At 62.1% G+C, this 20,257-nt stretch carries 13 protein-coding genes and 3 pseudogenes; 13 read left to right on the forward strand and 3 right to left on the reverse strand.

Annotated elements, in window-relative coordinates:
* The first annotated feature begins 94 nt into the window (after positions 1–94).
* The 3 genes from QCE63_RS20015 to QCE63_RS20025 are packed head-to-tail and all read left to right on the forward strand — an operon-like array spanning position 95 to position 2,852.
* Positions 95–1,216 (forward strand): branched-chain amino acid ABC transporter substrate-binding protein, encoded by a 1,122-nt coding sequence (locus tag QCE63_RS20015; protein WP_309835384.1) that lies wholly within the window; start codon positions 95–97, stop codon positions 1,214–1,216.
* 18 nt (positions 1,217–1,234) lie between these two features.
* Complete coding sequence (gene lhpH, locus QCE63_RS20020) at positions 1,235–2,242, forward strand: trans-3-hydroxy-L-proline dehydratase (protein ID WP_309835387.1); 1,008 nt, start codon at positions 1,235–1,237, stop codon at positions 2,240–2,242.
* Between the two features lie 22 nt (positions 2,243–2,264).
* Entirely contained in the window at positions 2,265–2,852 is a 588-nt protein-coding gene (locus QCE63_RS20025; protein WP_309835389.1) for a glycosyltransferase family 39 protein, read from the forward strand.
* Here the strand turns inward: QCE63_RS20025 and gcvA are convergent.
* Positions 2,849–3,762: pseudogene (gene gcvA / locus QCE63_RS20030) on the reverse strand (transcriptional regulator GcvA). The gene QCE63_RS20025 and the pseudogene gcvA sit on opposite strands and share 4 nt — an antisense overlap.
* Before the next feature lie 106 nt (positions 3,763–3,868).
* Here gcvA and QCE63_RS20035 point away from each other — a divergent pair.
* Complete coding sequence (locus QCE63_RS20035) at positions 3,869–4,711, forward strand: EamA family transporter (RefSeq protein ID WP_309835392.1); 843 nt, start codon at positions 3,869–3,871, stop codon at positions 4,709–4,711.
* Between the two features lie 22 nt (positions 4,712–4,733).
* Here QCE63_RS20035 and QCE63_RS20040 read toward each other — a convergent pair whose 3' ends face one another.
* Entirely contained in the window at positions 4,734–5,768 is a 1,035-nt protein-coding gene (locus QCE63_RS20040; RefSeq protein WP_309835393.1) for an alpha/beta hydrolase, read from the reverse strand.
* Positions 5,769–6,048: 280 nt separating this feature from the next.
* On the opposite strand from QCE63_RS20040, the gene QCE63_RS20045 reads away from it, so the two are divergent.
* Both QCE63_RS20045 and QCE63_RS20050 read left to right on the forward strand, forming a co-directional pair.
* On the forward strand, positions 6,049–7,464 hold the full coding sequence (locus QCE63_RS20045) for an MFS transporter (protein WP_309835396.1): 1,416 nt from the start codon (positions 6,049–6,051) through the stop codon (positions 7,462–7,464).
* Between the two features lie 274 nt (positions 7,465–7,738).
* Positions 7,739–8,932 carry a GNAT family N-acetyltransferase gene (locus QCE63_RS20050; RefSeq protein WP_309835398.1) on the forward strand — a complete coding sequence of 398 codons (1,194 nt, stop codon included), beginning with the start codon at positions 7,739–7,741 and terminating at the stop codon, positions 8,930–8,932.
* Between the two features lie 184 nt (positions 8,933–9,116).
* Here QCE63_RS20050 and QCE63_RS20055 read toward each other — a convergent pair whose 3' ends face one another.
* The gene (locus QCE63_RS20055) at positions 9,117–9,848 is read right to left on the reverse strand and encodes a Crp/Fnr family transcriptional regulator (protein ID WP_309815229.1); all 732 of its coding nucleotides are present in this window, start codon (positions 9,846–9,848) and stop codon (positions 9,117–9,119) included.
* A gap of 760 nt (positions 9,849–10,608) precedes the next feature.
* Between QCE63_RS20055 and QCE63_RS20060 the strand changes: the two are divergent.
* The 7 genes and pseudogenes from QCE63_RS20060 (at position 10,609) to QCE63_RS20090 (ending at position 20,116) form a co-directional block, all read left to right on the forward strand.
* A pseudogene (locus QCE63_RS20060) lies at positions 10,609–11,470 on the forward strand (class II aldolase/adducin family protein).
* 86 nt (positions 11,471–11,556) lie between these two features.
* A pseudogene (locus QCE63_RS20065) lies at positions 11,557–12,879 on the forward strand (MFS transporter).
* A 378-nt stretch (positions 12,880–13,257) separates the two neighbouring features.
* A complete protein-coding gene (locus tag QCE63_RS20070) occupies positions 13,258–14,928 on the forward strand; it encodes a GNAT family N-acetyltransferase (RefSeq protein ID WP_309835399.1) in 1,671 nt (556 codons plus the stop codon).
* Between the two features lie 669 nt (positions 14,929–15,597).
* Positions 15,598–16,887 (forward strand): lipid II flippase MurJ, encoded by a 1,290-nt coding sequence (murJ, locus tag QCE63_RS20075; RefSeq protein ID WP_309835507.1) that lies wholly within the window; start codon positions 15,598–15,600, stop codon positions 16,885–16,887.
* A 197-nt stretch (positions 16,888–17,084) separates the two neighbouring features.
* On the forward strand, positions 17,085–18,278 hold the full coding sequence (locus QCE63_RS20080; RefSeq protein ID WP_309835401.1) for a glycosyltransferase family 4 protein: 1,194 nt from the start codon (positions 17,085–17,087) through the stop codon (positions 18,276–18,278).
* 52 nt (positions 18,279–18,330) lie between these two features.
* On the forward strand, positions 18,331–19,068 hold the full coding sequence (locus QCE63_RS20085) for a DUF2334 domain-containing protein (RefSeq protein ID WP_309835402.1): 738 nt from the start codon (positions 18,331–18,333) through the stop codon (positions 19,066–19,068).
* A 16-nt stretch (positions 19,069–19,084) separates the two neighbouring features.
* A complete protein-coding gene (locus tag QCE63_RS20090; protein WP_309835405.1) occupies positions 19,085–20,116 on the forward strand; it encodes a right-handed parallel beta-helix repeat-containing protein in 1,032 nt (343 codons plus the stop codon).
* Positions 20,117–20,257: the final 141 nt, after the last annotated feature.

A 20,257-nucleotide genomic window follows, 5' to 3' on the forward strand; every position in this document is an offset into this window, starting at 1 on the left:
TTACCAGAACGATCGGCCTTATTTTTATCTGCTTGAGGGTCCAATCCTTCTGCACTACATTGGTGTTCCTTCGAAACCGTCTGGAGACGAGTCCATGCGCTATTCCGTCCTTGCCCTGGCTGCGCTATCCGTCCTCTCCGTGGCCGCTTCCGCGACCGCGCAGGAAGTCGTCACCTTCGGTCACTCCGCGCCGCTCACCGGCCCGCAGGCGCCGAACGGCAAGGACAACGAGAACGGCGCGCGGCTCGCCATCGACGAACTGAATAAAGCGAACATCAGCATCGGCGGCAAGAGCGTCACCTTCAAGCTGGATTCGCAGGACGATCAGGCCGACCCGAAAGTCGGCGTGCAGGTGGCGCAGAATCTCGCCGATCACAACGTAGTCGCGGTGCTCGGCCCGTATAACTCGGGCGTCGCGATTCCGGCCTCGCGCGTCTACAGCACGGCGGGCATTCCGCTGCTGCCGGTTGCGTCGAACCCGGCGCTCACGAAGCAGGGCTTCAAGAACATCTTCCGCATCGGCGCGAGCGACGAGCAACTCGGCGGCACCATGGGCGAGTTCGCCGCGAAGACGCTGAAGGCGAAGACCGCCGCGATCATCGACGACCGCACCGCCTACGGCCAGGGCGTCGCCGAGCAGTTCGAAAAGGTGGCGAAGGCGAACGGCATCAAGATCGTCGACCAGCAGTTCACCAATTCACAGGCCACCGATTTCCTCGGCATTCTCACGGCGATCAAGTCGAAGAATCCCGATGTGATCTTCTTCGGCGGCTATGCGTCGCAAGGCGCGCCGATGGCCAAGCAGATGAAGCAGCGCGGCATCCGCGCGAAGCTGCTGGGTGGCGACGGCATCTGTTCCGCCGACATGGGCAAGGTCGCGGGCGAGGCGGCGTCCATTGTCTATTGCGCGCAAGGCGGCGTGGCGCTGGACAAGACGCCGGAAGGCCGCGCTTTCCTGAAGAAGTATCAGGATGCGTATCACACGGACACGCAGGTCTATGGCGTCAATTACTACGACGGCGTGAAGATGCTCGCCGACGCCATGGTCAAGGCCGGCACCACCACCGACAAGGCGAAGCTCATCGCGCAGATGGCGAAGGAGAAGTACAAGGGTGTTGCGGGCACCTATTCGTTCGACGCCAACGGCGACCTGCAAGGCGCGCCCACCACGGTCTACATGATCCGCAATGGCCTGCCCGTTCCCTACGCTCAATAAGTCTCACCGCACAACGCAATGAAACTCTCCCGATCCATTTCGACCGTCGAAGTCCATACTGGCGGCGAGCCATTCCGCATCGTCACGAGCGGCCTGCCGCGTTTGCCCGGCGACACCATCGTGCAGCGCCGCGCCTGGCTGAAGGAACACGCCGACGACATCCGCCGCGCGCTGATGTTCGAACCGCGCGGCCATGCGGACATGTACGGCGGCTATCTCACCGAGCCGGTCTCGCCGGAAGCGGACTTCGGCATCATCTTCCTGCACAACGAAGGCTATAGCGATCACTGCGGACATGGCGTTATCGCGCTTGCGACGGCGGCGGTCGAATTGGGCTGGGTGCAGCGCACGAGCCCGGAGACGCGCGTGGGCATCGATGCGCCGTGCGGCTTCATCGAAGCCTTCGTGAAGTGGGACGGCGACCATGCGGGTTCCGTGCGCTTCGTGAACGTGCCGTCGTTCATCTGGAAGCGCGACGTGACCGTGGACACGCCGAGCTTCGGCAAGGTGACGGGCGACATTGCGTATGGCGGCGCGTTCTATTTCTACGCCGATGGCGCGCCGCACGACCTGCCGGTGCGCGAGTCGTCGGTGGAGCAGCTGATCCGTTTCGGCGCGGAGGTGAAGGCCGCGGCAAACCAGGCGTTTCCGCTTGCGCATCCGGACATTCCGGAGATCAATCATATCTGCGGCACGATCATCGCCAACGCGCCACGTCACCCCGGCTCGACGCAGGCGAATTGCTGCGTGTTCGCGGACCGCGAAGTGGACCGTTCGCCGACCGGCTCCGGCACGGGCGGGCGCGTCGCGCAGCTCTATCTGCGCGGACAGCTCGGGGCGGATGACACGCTCGTCAATGAATCGATCGTCGGGACCGTCTTCAAAGGGCGCGTACTGAAGGAAACGATGGTGCACGACATTCCAGCGGTCATTCCGGAAATCGAAGGCGAGGCGTTTATCTGCGGCTTCGCGAACTGGATCATCGACGAGCGCGATCCGCTGGCTTATGGGTTTCTGGTGCGCTGAGGCGCGTTGATCGACGGAAGGCGTGCGTAGCAAGCCCGGCGCAAGCGGCGACCTCTTGGTGCTGATCCTGCTGGCCGTCGCGCTGTTCCTGCGGCACACCCTCACCAACGGCCGCTACGGCTTTCATCGCGACGAGCTGTCGACGCTCGAAGACGCCCGTGCGCTCGCGTGGGGTTATGTTGGCGTGCCGCCGGGCACGCCGTTTCTCGCGCATGTGGCTACGACGCTCTTCGGGCCGTCCCTCGTCGGGCTGAGGGTCTTCTCGTCGCTCGCGATGAGCGTGGCGCGCGTGCTCACCGGACTCATGGCGCGGAACATGGGCGGAAGCCGCTTCGCACAGACCGTGGCGGCGCTCGCCGCCGCGATCAGCAGCGTCGCCCTGAGCACGGGCAGCCTGTTCCAGTACGTCAGCCTTGACTATCTGTGCTGGGTAGCGGCGGCGTACTGCATGGCGCGCGTGCTGTCGTCCGATGATCCGCGCGGGTTCATCGGCGTCGGCATCGCGGTCGGGCTGGGCTTGCTGACCAAGTACACCATGGACATCTACGTCTGTGACGCTCCGCGCCAGCCGTGGCCCGCGTTCTGGCGCACGGTGAAGCGCTACGGCTAGCGCGCCGTCTTTTCCCGCACGCACGCGTCGCCCTCGCGTTCCAGCCACACGCGAAACAGCGCGATCAATTCATCGCCCGCCCGTTCCTCCGCGACATAGGTGCAGTACGCACGCGACGGCAGGCGCGGCGCGTCGAACGGGGCGCGACCAGCCGGCCGCTCGCGAGATCGTCGGAGACGAGCGCGGTTGGACCCATGGCGATACCGAGACCATCGACCGCCGCCTGCAAAGTCAGATAGAAATGGTCGAAGCTCAGGACGGCGGCCGGACGCAGCGTCGGCACCTCCGCTTTCGCGAGCCAATCGGGCCACACGCGCGGCAGACTCGACGCGTGCAGCAGCGTGTGCCGTTCCAGATCCTGCGGCACACGCAGCGGCACGCGGCGCAACAGCGCCGGACTGCACACCGGCAGGCGCTCTTCAGCGAGGAACGGCTGCATTGCGTAGCCATAGAACGTGTCCGGACCGCCGCGTATCACGATGTCGTGACTCTCCTTCAGCGCCTCGACCGGCTCGTTCGACGTTTCCACCCGAACTTCGACGTCCGGATGCGCGCGGCGAAAGTCTTCCAGACGCGGCACGAGCCAGCGCAGCACGAAGGTCGCGGGTGCATTCACGCTGAGCACGCGGCTGACGGCTTCCGACACACCGTAGCGCGCCGTGGATTGCGACAACTGATCGAACAGCGGACCAATCTGCGCGAGATACGCTACGGCGGCCTGCGTCAACGCGATGCGCCGGTTATGACGTTCGAACAGCGGCGCGCCGAGCCACGCCTCGAGCAGACGCACTTGCTGGCTGACGGCACCGTGCGTCACGTGCAGTTCGGCGGCCGCCTGCTTGAAGCTACCGAGCCGTCCGGCGGCTTCAAAGGCGCGCAAGGCATTCAGCGGCGGCAGGGTCCGGTTCATTTCGAAAGAGATTTTCTAACGCGATATCCGACAATAAGTGGTTTGTGAGCGGCTTACAAGATAGTTATTCTTCTTGTCACGATAACAACAGCCTCAAGGCACGCTCATGCTCAGCTATACCGGTGGCATCGTCCTCCTCGCCGCCCTGCTTCATGCAAGCTGGAACGCGATGTTGCACGGCAATCGCGACCGCTTCTTCTCGATGACCTGGATGAGCATCGCCATCGGCGCGGTGTCGCTCGTCGCGGTCGTTCTGCTGCCGCTGCCCGCATCGGCGGCGTGGCCGTACGTGATCGCCTCCGGGCTCGTGCATGTGGTCTACAACGTGAGTCTCGTGCGTTCGTACCGGCGCGGTGATCTCGCGCAGGCCTATCCGATCGCGCGCGGCTCGTCGCCGCTGCTCGTCACGCTCGGTGCAGCGCTGTTCGCGCATGAGGGAATCGGCGCGTTGCGCGTGCTCGGCATCGCGCTGATCTCGGGCGGCATCATGGCGCTCGCGCTGCGCGGGCGGCACGTCTCGCGCGCGGGTGCACTCGCGGCGCTGACCACCGGCGTGACCATCGCGATCTACACGGTGATCGACGGCATCGGCGTGCGCCTCTCGGGCGATCAACCGTTCGCCTACACGGCGTGGATGTTCCTCTTCTACTGGTTCATGCCGCTGATCTTCATCGTGCGGCGCGGCGCCGACGCCATCTGGAAGCCGGTCTTCGCCGCGCCGATGTCGGTCGTCTCGTCGATCGCGGGCGGACTCGTCTCGATTGCCGCCTACGGCATCGTCATCTGGGCGATGCAGTCGGGCGCGATGGGCGCCGTGTCCGCGTTGCGCGAAACCAGCGTCGTGTTCGCGGCGCTGATCGGCCGCGTATTCCTGCGCGAGAACGTCGATGCGCGGCGCTGGATCGCATGCGTGGTCGTCGCCGCGGGCGCGGTATGCCTCGGGCTTTGAGCCAGCAGTACAACAGCGGCCATCACATGCGCGCGACGTCGATCACCGCATCGGCGAAGGCGCGCGGCGCCTCCTGCGGCAGATTATGCCCAATCCCGCCGCCGATGGTCCGATGCTCATAGCGCCCCGTGAACTTCTTCGCATACGCCGCCGGCGCGGGATGCGGCGCGCCGTTGGCATCGCCCTCCAGCGTGATGACCGGCACGCCGATGGCTGGCCCCTTCGCGAGTTGCGCCTCGAGCGCATCGTACTGCGGCTCGCCGTGCGCCAGCCCGAGCCGCCAGCGATAGTTGTGGATCACGATCTCCACGTGATCCGGATTGGCGAACGACGCGGCTGAACGCGCGTAGGTCGCGTCGTCGAAGCGCCATTGCGGCGACGCTGTCTGCCAGATCAACCGGTTGAAATCGTTCCGGTTCGCGTCGTAGCCCGCGCGGCCGCGTTCGGTCGCGAAGTAAAACTGATACCACCACGACAGCTCGGCCTGCGGCGGCAATGGCGCCTGATTGGCCTGCTGGCTGCCGATCAGATAGCCGCTCACGGAGACCATCGCCTTGACGCGCCCCGGCCACAGCGCCGCGACGATATTCACCGTGCGCGCGCCCCAGTCGAAACCGCCCAGCACCGCATGCTCGATCGAAAGCGCATCCATCATCTCAATCACATCGCGCGCAAGCACAGCCTGCTGGCCGTTGCGCGGCGTATCGGCGGACAGGAAGCGCGTCGGCCCATAGCCGCGCAGATACGGCACGATGACCCGATAGCCCGCCGCCGCCAGCATCGGCGTGACTTCGGCGTAGCTGTGGATGTCGTAGGGCCAGCCGTGCAGCAGGATCACAACGGGCCCGTTGCTCGGACCCGCTTCGGCATAGGCGATGCTGAGCGTCGGCGTCGCGATGTGCTTCAGATGCGTGAAGGCTTCCGGCAACGCGGGCGCCAGACTGGTCCGCGCTTCCGCCGCCTCGACGAGCCCGCTCAGCCCCATCTCAAGCAAGCCCATCCCGGCGACGGCGGTGCCCAGCAAACGGCGGCGGCGGGTATCGATGCGGTCCTTCATGATCTTTCCTCTCGTTGTCAGGTCATTCTGCGAGGGACCATTTGAAGCGCCGCACGTATCCGGCGTATGTCGAGACGGCAGGCGCGCGCAACGCACTGTGTCCGTGGCGCGGATGGACACAATGAGATACACGACAACCGCGCACGGTAACAATAAGCAAATGACGGCATCCACATGGGCGGAGCCGGTTACCATTCTTGTCTGAGCGCTTAACAGCCAGCGCGGGCGAGTTCGGTCACTCAACGACAAGAGCCGCCCGATAGCGAACTTCAAGGGTGTCATGTCAAAAACCGAAGACGCAATCGCACGCGATCCAGCGGGCGATGCCGCAGAGCTGCCGCACGGAACCCAGGAAGAGACAGCAAGCGAAGCACCGAAGGACACGAGCCTCGAATCGGAAGCGCCCGCCGTCACCCGCACCGGGCCGCTCACCGAAGCCGCGCTGTTCGGCCGGCAGACGCCGCCCGCCGCGCCCGCGCCGCTGGATGCCGCACCGCACGTCCATCCGCCCGGCGCGGGCAGCAGTTATCGCGCGCTCGCGGGGCTGCTCATCAGCTATGCGCTGCTGATCGTCGGCAATGGCCTGTTCCAGACGCTGATCCCGTTGCGCATCATGCAGTCCGGTTATCCGACCATCGTGATCGGTCTGGTTCAGTCGTGTTACTACGCCGGCTTCATTCTCGGCGCGATGGTCAACCGCAGGCTCATCGACCGCATCGGGCAGCACCGGACTTTTGTCGCGTACTCGGCGGCGGCGTCGATTCTCGCGCTCGCGTTCGGCGCCGCGCAATCGCCGTGGACGCTCGCCCTCGTGCGCCTGCTGACCGGCTTCGCCTTCATGGGCCTGTATGTGTCGATCGAAAGCTGGCTCAACGGCACGGTCGAGAACGAAAAGCGCGGACAGGTTTTCGGCACCTATGCGGCCATCAACTATCTCGCGGTGGGCAGCGGACAGTTCCTGCTGAACTTCGGCGCGGGCATGGGCGGGCAGCAATTCTCGATCGCGGCGGCCCTGTTCGCGGCGGCCGTGATGCCGGTGACGCTGCTCGAAGGCTGGCCCGTCAAGGTGGCCGACGAATCCCTGCACCGCGTGCCCGCGCGCACCTGGCGGGAGAGCGTGCGCGACATGATGGCCGCCGCGCCGCTTGCCGTGCCGGGCTGCGTGCTCGCGGGTTTCATCTACAGCGCCTTCTACGCGATGATGCCGGTCTATCTTCAGCGCGCCGGCTTCTCGACGAGCGAACTCGCGACCTTCATGGGCGTCGCGCTGATCGGCGCGCTCGTGCCGCAATGGCCGATGGGCCGCCTCTCCGATCGCTTCGACCGGCGTCGTCTGGTGTACATCACCGCGTCGATTTCGGCGACGCTGAGCCTCGTGCTGTTCTGCATCGACGTGCGCGTGGTCACCTGGTGCGCAACGCTCGCCTATGTAGCGGTCACCTTCACGCAGTACGGCCTGATCGTGTCGCACGTGCAGGACCGGACCGAGCCGCATCATCGCGTGGCCATATCCGCGACGCTGCTCGCGCTGTTCTCGTTCGGCGGCATGGCGGGCCCGGCGCTCGCGTCTTCGCTGATGACCGTCGTCGGCCCGAGCGGACTGTTTCTCTTCAACGCGCTGTCCTGCGTGTTGCTCGCGTTGAGCGCACGGCGCGCGCTCGGCATTCATCTGCGCGGCGCGCATGCGGGCGCCTGAGGGCCGTCATACATGCGCGAGATTTACCAACGCATTACGCAGAGAAAAATAATAGCTTACGAATAATTGCGCAAAATCGTTTATTCCGAAGACAAAATGCCATCATCTTTCGCTTTCTGCGTGAAAAGCACTGATAGTTGGCCGACAAGTCGCCGTCACCCCGAGTAAATTCGTAAAAGGCATGAACTGGTGGAAAGGGCGCAAAAGAGACGTCCGCCGCCGGAGCATCCGTGACGGGCGCAGTCGCGCTCGCGCATCGGGTCTCGGGGATTCAATGAACGACCATCACGACCAGACACAACTTGAAGTCGTTTGCGACGAACAGGGTTTCCTCGCGCTCGAGCGCGAATGGAATGCACTCTGGCTCAAGGCAAACGGACGGTATTTCCAGCGCTTCGACATCTGCCTGCTCGCCTGGCGGCACGTGGCCGCTCCTCAAGGAAGGAAGCTGCATTGCATCGTGCTGCGCGAAAACGGCGAGCTGCGGCTCGTCTGGCCGCTCGTCTCGTGGCGGCGCATCCTCTGGACCTATCTGCTGCCGCTCAGCCCGGATGCCGCCGACTACACCAGCGTGCTCGTCGAGGACGGCCCGCGCGCGCCGGGATTGATCGAGGCGGCGTGGCGTCTCGCCTGTGCGAAGTGCAAGGCGGACTTCGTGCATCTGCCTTATGTGAACGAGGGTTCCGAGCTGCATCGCATCGCGCTGCGCGAGCGGCACGTGCTGGGGCGTTCGCGCCACGAGTCATGGGTCGCGCAGCTGCGCGACGAAACCGACTGGGCGACTTACTGCCGTTCGCTCGGCACCATGAACGGCAAGAAGCCAGGACAGCTGGAACGGCGCCTCGCGAAGGAAGGTGACTTGCGCGTGCGGATGATCGAGCCGTCGGATACGCGCACGATTGATCGATGCGTGCGCGCGATGCTCGCGTGGAAGCGTCAGTGGGGCGAGCGCACGGGCAAGCAGGGCGTCTGGCTGTTCTCGTCGCATTACCAGATGTATCTGATGGCGACGCTGACGAAGCCAGGCGGCTTTCCCACGGGCGAGCCGCCCGCCCGTCTGATTGCCGTCATGCTCGGCGATCAGCCGATTGCGGTATCCATCATGAGTCACGGCCATCCGCTCGCCAACGCGGTGATCGCCAGTTTCGATCCGGCTTATGGCAAATTCGGCGCCGGCGCGGTGGCGTGGGAACACGCGGTGAAGTGGGCGCTGGAGCAGCACTACGATATCGACTTCGGCGTCGGCTCGGAGCGCTTCAAGACCTACTGGGGCCGAGGCAATCGCAGCTACGCGTGGTCGATGCAGATCGGCAATTCGGCGTGGGGCGTGATCAGCCACCGGATCGTGCACGCGTTGCGCGATCTCTATCTGTGGCTCAAGGGCGGCATGCCCGCTCCGCGCGGCGCAACGGCACGGACGGGCGAAGGGCCCGACGGCGCAGCGACGATGGAGAATCTCGGGAAGTAAAGCGGTCCGCGCGTGGCGGTGTCTGAGGATGCTGCCTGGCTGCGTCCTGGAGCCATTCGCGCCTGCCGCATTGCCGGTTTCATTGCACGGCGCGGCGGCGGCCGGTCACTCAACGGACGGTTCCGTCCGATTCATCCACCGATGACGCGAGCGGCCCGCGCCGCCCCGTCACGGTCGCTCATGCTTACACCAGTGCTTCGACTTGACGACGCGGCAGCATCCGGTCGAATTCGCGCTTGACGATGCCGTAGCATTCGCACGCACGCTCTTCCAGGCCGGCGCGGTCCAGCACCTTGATGCAGCCGCGGCTGTGATGAATCAGGCCCGCGTCATGCAGCTTGCCGGCGGCTTCGGTCACGCCTTCGCGACGCACGCCGAGCATGTCCGCGATCATCTGTTGCGTCACGCGCAGCTGGTCCGACGGCGTGCGGTCGGTCTGGATCAGGAGCCAGCGGCACAGTTGCTTCGACAGCGAGTGGTGACGATTGCACGCCGCCGTTTGCGCGACTTGCGTCAGAAGGGCTTGCATATAGAGCAGCATCACGCGGCGCAGGAAATCGGAGCGGCCGAAGTGCTCGCGCAAGGCGCCCGCGCTCATGCGATAGGCGAAGCCGGAGCACTGGACCTGCACGCGCGTCGGCATCGTGTCGCCGCCGGTCAGGACCGGCACGCCGGACATCCCTTCGCGTCCGACTGCCGCGACTTCGACCGAACCGCCGTCTTCCATCGTGTGGAGCAGCGAGATGATTGCGGTCGTCGGGAAATATACGTGATGAATGCGCTGGCCCGAATCGCAGAGCAGTTGCTCGGTGCGCAACTGGACGAGTTCGAGATGCGGCGCGATGGCCTGCCATTCTTGCGCCGGAAGCGCGCCCAACAGGTGATTGCCGTGCAGATCCGATTGAAGTGTCAACATGTTCTTATGCTCTTTTCTCTGTGCGCTTCGCGCCTGATTTTTTTCTGGCCCCCAGCGGCTTCGCGATCAATTCTGTGTCGATCGTCGAAGCCGCTGTGACCAGCCCCGTTGCACCCGGCCGCCGCTGCTTGTTGTGGTTTTGGATCGCGGCGGCCTTCGTGCTTGGTCATACATAAGCGAGAGGTGTGCCAGGCCACGTTCTGTATGGGGTCTGTGTGGGTTTGCGCCCGGACACCCGAGGCCGCGAGCGGTCGACGAACGAAAATGTTTCAGTCGTGAACAGTGACGTTCATACCGTAAGCGCACAGACCCTGCCGGCGCGCTAACGTTTTCGTCTGCTGAATGGCCCGTCAACCGGTGGATCAAGGCACCGGCAAAGATTGCCGATCAGGTGGGTCGCGGATAGGAGGCCCCCTTCCACGAAGAAACAAGTGTTTCGCGAAAAATGTTGCATTCGTGGATAGGGTTTGGAGCGCCTGGATCGCCGACGTCAGCGTGGACTTTTCGACGAGCCTTGTAGGACGGGGCGCGCGCGGGTTTCGCGTCGTTTCGTGTACGGAACCATCGGACGCTCACACCGAACGCAAGGTTCGGCGAAAAATGTTGCATTGCGTACACGAACTACCATTTTGGGCGGAACTGAACCGTCTGCCGGCCTCTTCATGAATCAGATTCATGTTTCTTGAACAGCCTTCGTTTGTGCTCTGGCGTGGCCGAGGTCAACATCATTCAACCCCAATCAATATGCATGGAGCGAACCATGAGCGACGTCATCGAGACCCCCGCAAAGACCGCCGAACCGACCATCGATCTCAAGGTCGCGTGTCGATAACAGCCGGAGCAGGACGGCCTGATCTTCCCGGAAATGCCGGCGTTCTCCAGCCATGCCGAGCATCGCCAGTGTCTGAAGGAGCGGCTGGTGGCCGCGTGCCGTGCGTTCGCGCTGCAGGGCTACGATTACGGCTTCGCCGGCCACCTCACCGTGCGCGATCCGGAGCATCCGTCGCTGTACTGGACCAACCCGATGGCCGTGCACTTCTCGCAAGTCAAGCTCTCGAATCTGATCTGCGCCGATCACAAAGGCAGCGTGGTCGAAGGCAAGTACGCGATCAACCGTGCGGGCTTCGTGCTGCACGCGGCAGTGCATGAGCAGCATTAGGACATCGTGGCGATATGCCACGGATGTGCCACGCGCATACGGTCTACGGCACCGCGTTCGCGGCGCTCGGCAAGCCGCTGATCCCGATGTCGCAGGACGCGTGCGCGTTCTTCGAAGACCACGTCGTGATCGGTGACGAGGCCGGCAAGGTGGCTGTCGAGATGAAGGGCGGCAACAAGGTCGCGAACGCGTTCAAGGGCGTGAAGGCCGCCATTCACCAGAATCACGGCCTGCTCACGGCGAGCCGCCACAGCATCGACTCCGCCGCGTTCTGGTTCATCGCGCTCGAGCGCTGCTGTCAGCAACAGCTGATGATCGAGGCCACCGGCATCACACCGAAGCTCGTGCCGGAAGATCGCGCGCGTTACAGCCGCGAGCACGTGGGCAGCGACTATATCGGCTGGCTGCACTTTCATACCATCTGGAACGACTGATCGCCACGCAGCCCGACATGTTCGACTGATCGCGGCCCGATGTTCCTGCAGCAAGGCCTAGCCTTCGGAGAAAGGCGAGGCAAACGCTTCATAAAGAAAGATCGGAGACATCCCCATGACTACGTCGAGACAAACGTTCCCGGCGTCGCCTGAGTATCAGCGCGCGGACACCTCGGAGTCCACGCTGTATGCGAAAGTGACGTGGCGCCTCATTCCCCTCCTGTTTCTCTGCTATGTCGCCGCGCATCTGGACCGCGTGAACGTCGGCTTCGCCAAACTTCAGATGCTGAAGGACCTCGGCTTCAGCGAGACGGTCTACGGACTGGGTGCGGGCATCTTCTTCATCGCCTATTTCATCTTCGAAGTGCCGAGCAACGTCATCCTGCACAAGGTGGGCGCGCGCTTGTGAATTGCACGCGTGATGATCACCCGGGCCATCATCTCCGCCACGATGATGTTCGTGCAGACGCCCACCACGTTCTACGTCCTGCGCTTCCTGCTCGGTCTCGCCGAAGCCGGCCTGTTCCCGGGCGTGATCCTGTACCTGACCTATGGGTATCCGTCGGCGCGGCGCGGCAGGATCATTGCGATGTTCATGACCGGCATCCCGGTCTCGGGTGTGATCGGCGGTCCGCTGTCGGGCTGGATCCTGCTCGCGATGAGCGGCATGCACGGTTTCGCTGGCTGGCAATGGCTCTTCTTGCTCGAAGGGATTCCGTCGCTGGTGCTGGGCATCGTCATCATCTTCATGCTCGACAAGGGTTTCGAGCAGGCGAAGTGGCTCACGGACGCCGAGAAAAAGACGCTCGCCGCAAATGTCGCGGCCGACGCGAACGGCATCGAATCGCACGCGTTCAAGGACGGCTTCACGAACCCGATGGTCGGGGCGCTCTCCGTGACCGACCTGTTCTTCATCATGGGCCTGTACGGCGTGGGCTTCTGGCTGCCGACGCTGATCAATGGATCCGGCGTGAAGGACCCGCTCGCGATCGGCTCCCTCACGACCCTGCCGTATGCGGCCGCCGCGATCTCGATGATCCTCGTCGGACGCAGCTCGGATGCGCGCCGCGAGCGTCGCTGGCACGTTGCGGTGCCGGGACTGATCGGCACGGCGGGCTGGATCGCCGCGGTCATGGCGGGCAGCGGCAACGTGACGCTCGCGATGATCGGCCTCACGGTCGCGACGATGGGCGTCATGACCACGCTGTGCCAGTTCTGGTGCTTGCCGACCGCGATCCTGGCCGGTGCGGCGGCCGCGACCGGCGTAGCGGTGGTGAACTCGTTCGGCAACCTGGCGGGCTTCGAGTGCCCGTATGTGATCGGCTGGTTCATCGACAGGACGCATTCGACCGATCTCGGCGTGTACACGCTGGCGGCGTGTCTCGCGATTGGCGGATTGCTCGTGTTGCTGATGCCGAAGCGGCTGGTGAATCGCTGATCTACCTGGACTGGATGACGTGGGCGGCGCGGAGGAATCCGCGCCGTTTTGCATGAATGGGGGCACTTCGGGATGCACGTCGCTTACGGCCTGTTCCTGAATAGCTGAATTAACGACCGGCCTGTCTCCGCACCTCTCGACTGAAAGTCCTGATTAATCTAATGAAAACGGGGCAGTGCGGACGTCTGAATGTGTCGGATCGACTACAAAAAGACGTCCGAGCGATTAAATCGATATAACGTTAACCCTTATTAGACACGCGAAAAATTGTGATTTATATTTCCCGTGCCAATAACCCCTCTTCATATTTAATAATACTATAAGCTGATTGAACCAGGTATGCGTCAGGCCCAACCGATATCGGGAACGATTTTAATCATGAAAATAACGATCGTCATTTCCAGCAATGAAAATGCTTTCAATCTGATCTCAGAGCCTGCTTTTTTACATCAATGGCGCGACTTAAGCGAGAGGTGCCCTTGGGGCACCGTGTTTCAATCCCCGGACTTTGTCAAGGTCTGGTATGAAACGTATCGCGAACGATTCATCCCTGTTATTTTAAGCAAGAGCACTCCCGGGGGCCAACTCTGCGGACTTCTCACGCTGGCCATCAATCGATCGACAGGACAACTCGTCTATGCCGGCGATGTCTACGCCGAATATCAGGTCTGGCTCGCGCACGAAGACGCTAATGACGCATTTGTCTCCGAAGCTTTTAGTGTGCTCAGAGAAAAGTGGCCGCGAAAAGTATTAATGCTGAAATACATTCCTCCGCGGGTGCGCCTGGAAGTAGTTGAACAGTCGAGCTGGCTGAAGGGTATCTGCTTTTTTCGGCCGTCTTCTCGACCTTTGATAGGTCTGGATGCACAACAGCGCGTCGATCAGTCGCTGAAATCGAAACAGGTCAAACTCAACCGACTCAGGAAGCTCGGAGCCGTCTCGTTCGTAACGATCGAACGCGACGAATTCGCCGAAATCTTCGAGCGCGCGTGGCCGTTGTACGAGTTTCGTCAGATCGAGCAATACGACTCCAGTCCATTTCTAAGGGACGTCGATCTCAAAAGACTCTGGGTCGGCGTTGCGAAAAATTCAGACGCGCTGCATATGTCCGTGCTGAAGGTAGACGAAGCCATCGTTGCCTGGTTCCTCGGCCTTCAGGGAAACGGATACGTGCACCTGCTTTCGATGGGTTATTCCCCGTTTTACTCGCGTCATAGTCCTGCAATGCTGCACATGCTGATGCTGGCAAAGAGACTGATCCAGGAGCAGCGCGTCTTCGACCTCACGCCAGGCGGGTCCAAATACAAGGAACAGCTGGCGACCGCGCATGAAAAAACGCTGACGCTATATTTCATTCCGAGTCTCAGATCCGCCATTGAGTCGAAGCCGACGCGTGAGCTGGCCCAGAGAGCGGTAAAAAGGCTGGTGAGAGTTGCGGTCAAGAATCCTGCACAGGCTCTTGCGTCGTCGCTGCGCAGGAAGCCGGACGATGCGCCGGTCTCCAGCAGTCCGCCTCCCGCTCCCCGAGCACCGGAGATCCGCTTTCGCCTGCACAGACTCAACACGGTGGACTGTGCGCACCACGACGAGCGGTTGGAAGCCGTTGGAAAGAACAAGATCGCCGATCTTATACGTTACGAATCGACGCACGCGCAGTCACTTCGCGATTTCGTGAGCGAGGCATGGCGCTTCATCGATCAAGGCGCGGATGTTTATACCCTGGTGCGAAGCGAACGTCTGGCAGCAAGTTGCTGGATAGTCTCGGGTGAAAAGACGGCTTCCGCGGATTTACCGGATTCCGGCGTGCCCGCCGGCACGGCGCGTTTGGTCGGCTTCTACGCGCATGCCGATGAAGATCGGGGAAAAATGATCAATATGTTCATGGACAAATGGAGTAGCGAGGTCACAGCCGTAGCAAAAACGGCTGATATAAATATTGGCATACCTGAAACAGACATGTTTCGAAACATGCAGGTTTTCGGCGAGGACCTGCCCAAGGTGCCGATCGTACAGAAATCGAGTATGAAAACGTTGACCGCCAACGAATGAGATAAATCCAGACGATCAGCGGGCTTTTCGAAACAGGTCTGCTGAGGTCTTCCCTGCGTGGGAATCCCCTGATTTCGAAACCACTTTCGCCGCGCCTTTCAAACTCGTCAGGCCGGTGGCAGCGTATTCACCTGAATCTGCTGATCGATTAATCAGATATTTTCGAGACGCTTCGTTCTACTGGGCGAATACAGCATATGTTCGATACCGCGCATTGTTTTGTAGTCTGGTACGGTAGCTTTGTGTCACCTGGCGAGCAGACTGAATTCTTTAACTGTATCCAGTACCGGGTTTGCAGGATCGTGCGTCAGACTTCATGGTGCAATCCGCTGAGGATTCGTGACGAGTCTGTTCGATGGATTCATGATTCATCGCTGGGAAATAGGCGCAACCGATGCGTTCCTTTTAAACCGATCGATTATCGATCAAACCATGCTTCGCGACCTCTCGTCACTCGTCACGGCCAGGCAAGCCGTCCATGACTCAAAGCCCGCCACTGGCGGTGCATTGTCCCCTTGATTTTTTCACCGCAAGGCGATCGACCTGGGTCGTCGCGCCGACGACGCGTCTTTTTCTCCACGATGGTGGGCATTCATGTCGCAAATCGCGAGCTGGCGTAACCGTCTGCTGAGCATTCACCCGGATCACATACGCATTGCGAGAAGTGCGATGTGGGTGTCGGCGTTCGCGCTCCTCGCCAAGTGCGCAGGTGCGTTCAAGGAAATGGCGATCGCCTACCGCTACGGCATCAGCAACATCGTGGATGCCTATCAGCTGTCATTTACCGCGATCTCATGGTTGCCCACCGTGTTTGTCACCGTGTTGAGCGTCGTGCTCATTCCCACGCTCGTCGGCATGCATATGAAACACAAGGAAGAGCGCGCACGCTTCCTGGGCGAGCTCGACGTGATGGCGCTCGTTGTCGGCGCGGCCCTTGCCGCGCTCCTGTACTTCGCGTGGCCTCTTGCGCTGAAGCTGATCGGCCGAAACCTCTCCGAGGAGACGAGGACATTGTCTCGCCAGATGATGTTCTGGATGTGGCCGATCGGCATTCTGACGTTGACCGTCTGTATACACGCAGCGCGCTTGCAGGCGCGCGAGCGGCATGTGAACACATTCCTGGAATCGGTGCCCGCCATATGCACCTTGTGCCTTGTGCTCGGCTGGCAAACCGACCGGATGTCTCTTCCGCTGGTAATCGGCTCGACGGCCGGGTTCTTCGTACAGGCTTTCCTGCTGATCATGCTTTCGAGGAAGGCAGACGGCATCCGTCCGCACTATCGCCTGGGTTTCACGTCGCCCCAATGGCCCAAGATGGGTCGCGCCGTGGGCGTGTTCATGATCGGGCAGTTCATCATGGCCCTCGATACGCCGCTGGATCAGTACTTTGTCGCGGGTCTGGGGGACGGCGGGATCGCGACGCTTGGCTACGCCAACCGTATCATCGCGCTCCTGGTCGGCATGGGCGCCGTGGCGATCAGCCGTGCGACGCTGCCGGTGCTGTCGGAGATGCTGAGCAAAGGCGATCACGCGCGCGCCCGCACCATCGCGCTCAAGTGGTCGATGGTCATGACGGTCATCGGTGTCGGCGTGGTCGTGGTGGCTTGGGCGCTTGCACCGATCGGGGTGGCGTTGCTGTTTCAGCGCGGTGCCTTCACCGCCGCCGACACGCAGGCGGTAGCCGGCCTGTTCCGCTGGGGGCTCTTGCAGATTCCGTGTTATTTCGGCGTGCTGGTGCTAGTGCAGTTGCTCGCAAGCGAGGGCCGATTCAGGGCCATGGCCTGGGTCGCTGCGCTGAATTTCATCGTCAAGGCCGGCGGCAATCTGATCTTTATCCGCTGGCTCGGCATTTCCGGCGTGATGCTTGCCACCACCTTGATGTGCGTCTGCTCTTACGCCTCTTATCTGTATCTCACGCTTTCCACGCGGCCAGCCAGCGGGAATGCGGGTGCGTCATGAGGGGCGCGCCGCTTTTTCCCTTCTCTCCTTTTTTGTCCGTGCAGGCGCGTCGCCATGACGCCGGCGAACGCGGACCGGCCGACGGATGGGAGGTCTGCGTCACGCAGGAAGCTTGCCGCACGAGCTAAGCCCATGCGCTCCGCACGAGCCGAGCGGCGCGGAATCGCCAGAAACATTTTGCGCACAGGAGCCGGACCATGAACGGACGTAAAGTCGTGCTGTTCGCGAATACGGACTGGTATCTCTACAATTTTCGGCGCTCGCTGGCCGAGCGGCTCAGACAGGACGGCTATGAGGTCGTGCTGCTGTCGCCACCCGGCGACTGCGGCGGCAAGCTGCAGGCACTAGGGTTTCGCTGGCATGCCATACCGATGCAGCGCCGCAGCCTGAACCCGTTGCGCGAACTGACTTTGCTCGCCTGGCTCGTACGCTTCCTGCAGAAAGAAAAGCCTGCGCTGTTGCATGCCTTCACCATCAAGAGCGCCGTGTACGGGTCGGTGGCAAGCAAACTCGCGGGCGTGCCCGCGCGCATCAACGCGGTAGCGGGAATGGGCTACGTGTTCACCAGCAGCGACAGGAAGGCGCGCGTACTCAAGCCGGTCGTGCGGCAGTTGATGCGCCTCGCACTCAACGGCAACGGCAGCGCGTTGATTCTGCAGAATCCGGACGATGCGACGCTCTTCAAGGAGGCCAACATTGTCAGCGACAGCGCCATCCGGCTCATCAAGGGCTCCGGTGTCGATTGCTCCAGGTTCAACGCGCGCACCAGAAGCGATACGACCTCAATCGAGCCGCTGCGCGTCTTGCTCGCGGCGCGCCTGCTCTGGGACAAGGGTCTCGCGGAATACATAGCGGCTGTCCGCACGCTGGCAGGCGAAGGCCGGACGATCAAATTCATTCTTGCTGGTTCGCCCGACGAGGGCAATCCCACGTCCGTACCGAAGCAGACCGTTGAAGAATGGGTGAAAGAAGGTCTCGTCGAATGGCGCGGCCACGTTTGGGACATGCCGGCGCTGCTCTCGGAAGTCGATGTCGTTGTTTTGCCGAGCTATCGCGAAGGATTGCCGAAGACGCTGATCGAGGCTGCCGCATGCGCGTTGCCGCTCGTCACCACTGACGTACCGGGCTGCCGCGAAGTGGTGAGCAAAAACGGCGAGGACGGCTTGCGCGTGCCGGTGCGCGACAGCGTGGCACTGACCGACGCCATCCGCTTGCTCGACGACGATCGCGCGCTATGCCGCAAGCTCGGCAATGCAGCGCGAGCACGCGCCCTGAGCGAGTTCGACGAAAACATCGTGATCAACAAGACGCTGCTCGTTTATCACGAATTGCTCTCAGCGCAGATGGGCTTCACGGACGACGCGGCAGCCGAGCGGGATAGTCGGGCCTGAATTTTCGGGCGGAAATAATCCGGCTCGCAACCTGAAACTTGATCGATCGAACATGTCCTCCACCAAGTTCATCCTCCGTTTCGACGACATCACGCCGGAAATGGCGTGGTCGAAGTTCAGGGCCTTTGACGACCTTTCCGCTGAGCTCGATTTGCCGCTGCTCGTCGGCGTCGTGCCCAACTCCCTCGACGCCAGCCTGTGCGTCGAGCCCGCCAACGACGCCTTCTGGGAATTGATTCGCGGCTGGGCCTTGCGGGGCTGGACCATCGCGCAACATGGCTACACGCATCAATACGTGACGCGCGATCCGGGAATTCTCCGCATCGGCCGGCAATCTGAGCTCGCGGGTCTTTCCTACGACGAGCAATTCTCCAAGCTCGAGGCAGGCAAACGCATCATGGTCGGGCATAACGTATGGCAGCCCGTGTTCATGGCGCCGTCGCATTCATTCGACGAAAATACGCTGCGTGCGTTGGCGGCACTCGACTTTCGCTATTTGACCGATGGTTATGGTGTCTTTCCGTACCGCTTCGGCAACCTGACCGCTGTTCCGCAATTGTTCGCATCGCCACTGCACTTCGGCTTCGGCGTCTATTCGATTTGCCTGCATGTCAATACGCTCGGCGACGAACAGATTGCCAAGACGATCGACTTCGTCAAGCGCAACCGAAGCCGCTTCATTTCCTTCGAAGAAGGAACCCGCGTGGGCAGTGCGCTGCCGGGCGTTGCACTGGCGATGCGCCTGCTCACGTCGTCCCCGCTACGCCTGGCCCGCATGCTGCGTCGGTGACGAAGGGAGAGCACCGATGAACGGACGTCGAACAGCATTGAAGAAATTGCGAGCATTGGCGTGGAGCACGATGGCGGGTGCGGCCGGCTTGCGGCCCGTCGAGGCAGCCACTGCTCAGTCCGGCCGCCAGGACAGCGCAGACGAAGTGGTCGACAGATGGTTCGGCGTGCGCGCCGACGGCCGGACAAACGACCGCGAAGCGCTGCAGAAGGCCGTCGATAGTTCAGTCGGCAAGACCCTCGTCATTACCGGGCCGTCCCGTATCGACGCCGCCGGCGTGCATCTGAGAAGTCGAAGTCATGTGCGCTTCGTGGATGGCGCGTCGATCAAGCTGCTCCCCCATCGCGAAACGAATTACGAAATTCTCCGGATCTGGGATGTGCAGCATGTGGTCGTCGAACGTCCGCGCCTGGATGGAAGCAAGGATCTCAACACCGCGAAGGGCGGTGAGTGGGGGATGGGTATCTCGATCGCGGGCAGCAGCGACGTGACCATACTTTCACCCTACACGATAGATTGCTGGGGTGACGGCATCTATATCAGCAACAGCTTTCACGGCGGACTGCCTTATTCGAGCGATCTCAGGATCATGAACCACTACGCCAGCGGATGCCGCCGGCAAGGAACCTCGATCATCAGCGGGAAAAACGTCCTGTTCGATCATCCGGTGTGGGAGAACATTGCCGGCACGCCACCCGCCGCCGGCCTCGATATCGAGCCGAACTTCAACACGGACGTACTCGAAAATATCCGCATCGTCGATCCAGTCACGCGCAACTGCCAAATCGGTATTCTCGTGTGGCTCGCGGCGCTGCCGGGAGTTCAAGACAAGCACGTGACTATCTCGATAGAAGGACACCACGACGAAGGCAGCCGGGACGCGGCTTTCAGCGTGTCGAGGCTCAAGACCGAAGGACGCATCGTAACCGGATCTATCTCGAGTCGTCGGCCTACCTGGGTGCATCCCAAACGCCATGCTTTCGTCAACAGCGACTGGGACAGTGCCGGTCCGCGCGTGGACGTATCGGATTCGACAATCATTCGCTGAGTTTTCGTCGTAAGAATGAGCGATCCGCTTCGCGATCCGGTTGGCTGCGTAGCTAGCCGGGTGGCGCCGACCATTCGCGTGGCACGTCGCGCCACGTCTCTCCCGACACGCGTTGGGAATCACTTCATCCCGCCGGTCTAC

This window comes from Caballeronia sp. LZ065 (assembly GCF_031450975.1).
Classification (GTDB): Bacteria; Pseudomonadota; Gammaproteobacteria; order Burkholderiales; family Burkholderiaceae; genus Caballeronia.

Excerpts from the sequence above, each read along its gene's own strand:
- QCE63_RS20015 (WP_309835384.1), top strand. The coding sequence starts at position 95 with ATGCGCTATTCCGTCCTTGCCCTGGCTGCGCTATCCGTCCTCTCCGTG.
- lhpH (WP_309835387.1), top strand. The coding sequence starts at position 1,235 with ATGAAACTCTCCCGATCCATTTCGACCGTCGAAGTCCATACTGGCGGC.
- QCE63_RS20035 (WP_309835392.1), top strand. The coding sequence starts at position 3,869 with ATGCTCAGCTATACCGGTGGCATCGTCCTCCTCGCCGCCCTGCTTCAT.
- QCE63_RS20040 (WP_309835393.1), bottom strand. The coding sequence starts at position 5,768 with ATGAAGGACCGCATCGATACCCGCCGCCGCCGTTTGCTGGGCACCGCC.
- QCE63_RS20045 (WP_309835396.1), top strand. The coding sequence starts at position 6,049 with ATGTCAAAAACCGAAGACGCAATCGCACGCGATCCAGCGGGCGATGCC.
- QCE63_RS20050 (WP_309835398.1), top strand. The coding sequence starts at position 7,739 with ATGAACGACCATCACGACCAGACACAACTTGAAGTCGTTTGCGACGAA.
- QCE63_RS20055 (WP_309815229.1), bottom strand. The coding sequence starts at position 9,848 with ATGTTGACACTTCAATCGGATCTGCACGGCAATCACCTGTTGGGCGCG.
- QCE63_RS20070 (WP_309835399.1), top strand. The coding sequence starts at position 13,258 with ATGAAAATAACGATCGTCATTTCCAGCAATGAAAATGCTTTCAATCTG.
- murJ (WP_309835507.1), top strand. The coding sequence starts at position 15,598 with ATGTGGGTGTCGGCGTTCGCGCTCCTCGCCAAGTGCGCAGGTGCGTTC.
- QCE63_RS20080 (WP_309835401.1), top strand. The coding sequence starts at position 17,085 with ATGAACGGACGTAAAGTCGTGCTGTTCGCGAATACGGACTGGTATCTC.
- QCE63_RS20085 (WP_309835402.1), top strand. The coding sequence starts at position 18,331 with ATGTCCTCCACCAAGTTCATCCTCCGTTTCGACGACATCACGCCGGAA.
- QCE63_RS20090 (WP_309835405.1), top strand. The coding sequence starts at position 19,085 with ATGAACGGACGTCGAACAGCATTGAAGAAATTGCGAGCATTGGCGTGG.